Source organism: Bordetella petrii, from assembly GCF_020991325.1.
Lineage (GTDB): Bacteria > Pseudomonadota > Gammaproteobacteria > Burkholderiales > Burkholderiaceae_B > Bordetella_A > Bordetella_A petrii_E.
This window is the reverse complement of sequence record NZ_JAJMLX010000323.1, coordinates 1-4,708: the sequence shown is the minus strand read 5'-3', so window position 1 is coordinate 4,708 and position 4,708 is coordinate 1. Positions and strand designations below refer to the sequence as shown.

Sequence of the window (4,708 nt, the reverse complement as noted above, 5' to 3'; positions counted from 1 at the left end):
GGCAGCCGGCCGGCGCTGGCCCCGGAAGCGGATGCGGATGTTTCCGCGGCAGGCGCCGCCGGCGGCGCCAATACGCTGGAGGCCATCCAGATCAGCGGCGACTGGCTGGGCACCGGCCTGGAGAACAGCGTGCGGACCTTCGGCGGCGCCCGCACCCTGCTGCGCCGGGAAGATATTGCCGAAAGCGGCGCCACCAGCGTGGCCGACGCGCTGCGCCGCGTGCCGGGCGTGCAGATCAGCGGCAGCACCAGCGCCACTGGTAGCTCGGTGGGGCTGCACGTGGGCATACGGGGCTTGAATCCGCGCAACTCGTTCCGCTCGACGATGCTGATCGACGGCATCCCCTTGGCCATGGCGCCGTATGGCCAGCCCAACCTGGTCATGGCGCCCGTCAGCCTGGGCAACCTGGAGTCGATCGACGTGGTGAGGGGCGGCGGCGCGGTGCGGTATGGCCCGCAGAACGTGGGCGGCGTCATCAATTTCAAGACGCGCTCCATTCCGAACCGCGGCGGACTGACGGCCGATGCATCGGCGCGCTACAACGTGTTCAGCCATGGCGGCGCCAACCGGCAGTACAGCGCCTTCGCGGGCACGCAGATGGACAATGGCCTGGGCGTGGCGCTGTTGTATTCGGGCATGGATGGCGAGCAATGGCGCGACGCCAGCGACGACCGCTACAACGATATTGCGCTGAAGTGGCGCTATGCCATTACCGCCACGTCCGAGCTGTACGGCAAGATCGCGCACTACGACGTGAAGTCGATGACGCCGGGTGGCCTGACCGCCGACGAATACCGCGACGACCCATTCCAGAACACGCATCCCACCGATTACTGGAAGGGCAAGCGCGACCAGGTGGATGTCGGCTACCTGAACACGATTTCCGATACCCAGGAGTTCGAGGCGCGCGTGTACCACTACGACAGCTCGCGCCAGAGCTCGCTGATCAATACCGCCCAGAACCGCAACGACTACCAGCCGCGCAACAACCAGGTGCTGGGCATCGAACCGCGCTATACGCAGCGCATCGAATGGGGGGCCACCACGCACGACGTGACGATAGGCTACCGCTACATCCATGAAACCGGGCAGGACAGGCGCTATTCGACGTCGTTGGCAACCGGCGAGCGCATCGGCGTGACGCAGACCTTCGACAACGAGACGCGCGCGCATTCGCTGTATCTGGACGACCGTATCGCCTATGGCAACTGGCGCATCACGCCGGGCATGCGCTACGAGAAAATCGACACCGACCGCGAACCCAGCGGCGCCGCCGACGATACAGCCTTCCATGTGCGCAACAGCCGGGGCCTGCCTTCGCTGAACCTGGCCTACCTGGTCAACGATGAGCTGACGCTGTACACCAACTACAGCACGTCGTTCGGCGCGGTGCAGTACACGCAGCTGAATTCCATGTCGGCATCGAATCCGCTGAACCCCGAAGTGGCCAAGACGCTGGAAGCCGGGATGCGCTACACGGGCGAGCAGGCCCATGCCGAACTGACGGTATTCAACCTGCGCTTCGACAACCAGATTCTGTCGATTCCCGGCACCAACCCCGCCGTGTTCCGCAACCTGGGAGCCACACGGCACAACGGGGTGGAATTCGCCGTTTCCTACGATTTCGACAAGGCCGGCCCCCTGGCGGGCCTGAACCTGTACGCCAACTACACCTACGTGCGCGCCATCCAGAAGTCTGGCGAGTTCGAAGGCAACGATGTGCCGTTCTATTCGCGCCAGACGGGCACCGCGGGCGGACGCTACAGCGTCAGGAACTGGGCGTTCGATTTGTTCACCACCGCGCAAAGCAGCCAGTATTCCGACACCGCCAACACCGAAGCGGAATCCGCCAACGCGCGCAATGGGCGCGTGCCTGGGTTCAGCGTGTGGAATGCGCAACTGAGCTACAAGCTGCCCGCCCGGCAGGGCAGCGAGCTGGCCGTGGGCGTGAACAACCTGTTCGACCGGCGCTACTACACCCGCAACACCGACACCAACGGCGGCCGCATGGTGGGTGCGCCGCGCATGGTGTACGTGCAGGCGCGCCTGGCTTACTGACCGGGCCGCGCCGTGCCACACCGTTGCGTCGCGCACTGATGCCGGCCTTGCGCAGCCTGTGGCTGCGGTGCCACCGCTGGCTGGCCCTGGGCATGGGCGGCATCCTGATCGTGTCGGGCCTGACAGGTTCGCTGCTGGTGATGGCGCGTCCGCTGGACAAGTGGCTGCACCCGCAGCTTTTCGTGGCGGCCTTTCCGGTATCGGATGCCCAGGTGCCGCTGGAATCGCTGCGCCTGCGGCTGGCGGAAGAGTTCGGTCCCGGCGCGCCGCTGACGTTCCGGCCGCCGCGCCAGCCGGGCGAAACCTTGCAAGTACTGGTGCGCGGGCCATGGCGGGGCACGGTGTACCTGGACCCGGCCTCCGGTATGGAGCAGGGCCGGCGCGGCGATAACCAGGGCTTCGCCGCGCTGCTGTACGGGCTGCACAGTTCGCTGTGGATGCAGCAGCTGGGCAAGGCCGTGCTGACATGGGCCGCGCTGGCTTACCTGCTGCTGGCCGTGTCGGGCCTGGTGCTGTGGTGGCCGCGCCGCTGGCCGCCGTCGTTGCGGGTGGAATTGCGCAAGGGGCTGCTGCGGGCGCTGTTCGACATGCACCGCAGCGGCGGCGCGCTGTTGGCCCTGGCCCTGGCGCTGTGCATAGGCTCGGGCGCGTACCTGGCCTGGCGGCCCATCGGCCAGTGGATGACCTGGCTGAGCGGCGCAAGGCCCACGGCCATACCAGCTGCGCCCGCTGGCCGCGGGCCGATGCTGCCCCTGGACGAGTTGGTGCGCACCGCCCAGGCCACCTTTCCCACGGGCCGCGTGGGCTATGTGCTTTACAAGCCGCAGGCCGGGCAGGCGCTGGCGGTACGCATGCGCCTGCCCGGCGATCCGCATCCCAACGGCCGATCCACCGTATGGCTGGATCCGCGCAGCGGCGCGGTACTGGCGGCGCACCGCTGGAATGAGCTGGATCCCGGCACGCGGGTGAATTCCATTATTTACCCCTTGCACACCGGCGAACTGGGGGGCGTGCCATGGCAGGCGGGTGTGGCGCTGCTGGGGCTTGCGCTGGCCGGGTTGGGGGTATCAGGGATATGGCTGTGGTGGCGCCGCCGCGCGGCACGCCATGCGGCCGGCAGGCCGCGCGGTCGGCCGCCAGGGGCAATTTCATCGACTAAATAGCCAATTTCGTCGAAAAGTTCTTGTTTGTTGCAAACTCGAACCACAGAATCGCCTTCGTAGACATGCGCGCCCGCGGCAATTCGTGCCCGGAGAGCCTGCAACCTTCCACGAAGCGAGAAGAACATGAACCCGAGTCCCGCCTATCGAAGCAGCACGCCGGCCAGGCTTTCCTGCCAGGGTGTGTTGAGGCTTGCAATCCTGTCCGCGCTGGGGGCCTGCACGCTGGGCCTGTCCGCCGGGGCCCAGGCCGGCTATGAATGCCTGGGTGAGCCCACGCAGAATATCCCGCCCGCCGAATCTGGCTACGTGTATGGCTACGCCTATGGCGTGTGCGAAGGCGATGCGGGCGAAGATAAAAGCGGCGAGAAAGACGGTGACACCGGGCCGGCGGTATCAATCACGGCCGCGGGCGACTTTTATGCCGATTCCAGTACGGCGTTGTGGCTGTTTCCCATCTACGACGAGGCCTTCAAGCAGGGCGTGCTGACGGGCGCGTCGGTGGGCGGGGCCGGCGTCGATGAAGGCACGGCCGGCAACAGCGGCACGGTAACCATCAACAACAGCGCCAACATCACCCTCAGCGGCACGGCCACGGGTTCCTTCAACAGCCTGATTACCGCGATGTCGCAGGGCGGCGTGGGCGATCCGGACAATGACAACAACGATTCGAATGGCGGGCATGGCGGCCTGGGGGATGCGGTCTCGGTCACGAATACCGGCGTGCTGACCATGGTTGGCACGGTGCCCATCGCGGATGAGCGCGGCATGTTCGGCATCAACGCCTTGGCCATGGGCGGCACCGGCGGCGACCAGAACGACCCCACGCTGGACTATGGCGACCAGGTGGGCGGCGACGGCGGCAATGCCAGCACGGTCACTATTACCGACAGCGGCACCGTCAACATGGGCAGCAGCGACACGCGCCTGAAAACGTATTCGATCGGAGCGGCGCTTGCCGCGCGTTCTGTGGGCGCGTCGGGCGGTGTCTATAACGGTAATGCCGGCACCGGCGGAACGGTGCAGGTCACGCATCGCGGTTCTACCAGCAGCTACTGGCAGGCGGACCAGGACAGCAAGCTATTCGGCATCTATGCAGAAAGCATCGGCGGCGACGGCGTCGGCGCGAACACGGACGACCCCGACAACAGCGACAACGGCGGCGACGGTGGCGGCGACGGCAGTTCGTGGACCCAGAAGACCACGGTGGATGCCTACGGCAGCGTGCTGCTGGACCTGGCGGGTTCCAGTTCCAGCGTGGCCGTGGAAGGCGCGGGCATCGCCGCGCGGGCCGTGGGGGGCAAGGGCGGCGAAGGGCCTCCCAAAGACCATAGCGGCGGCAACGGCGGCAAGGGCGGGGCCGTGACGGTCAACCTGTATTCCGGCGCCAGCGTCACCACGCGCGGCGACAATCTGCCCGCGATTGCCGCGCAAAGCCTGGGCGGCCAGGGTGGCGACGGTGGCGACGGCGACGCGCTGGCCGGCACGGG

2 protein-coding genes and 1 pseudogene are annotated in these 4,708 nt (G+C 66.9%); all 3 read left to right on the top strand.

The genetic code is table 11. From position 1 onward, the window contains the following. The first annotated feature begins 15 nt into the window (after positions 1-15). On the top strand, positions 16-2,058 hold the full coding sequence (locus tag LPZ50_RS21935; RefSeq protein ID WP_230664928.1) for a TonB-dependent receptor family protein: 2,043 nt from the start codon (positions 16-18) through the stop codon (positions 2,056-2,058). A 38-nt stretch (positions 2,059-2,096) separates the two neighbouring features. Next, complete coding sequence (locus LPZ50_RS21930; RefSeq protein WP_230664926.1) at positions 2,097-3,221, top strand: PepSY-associated TM helix domain-containing protein; 1,125 nt, start codon at positions 2,097-2,099, stop codon at positions 3,219-3,221. Positions 3,222-3,344: 123 nt separating this feature from the next. Further along, positions 3,345-4,708 (top strand): annotated as a pseudogene (locus tag LPZ50_RS21925) (autotransporter outer membrane beta-barrel domain-containing protein); the annotation flags it as partial.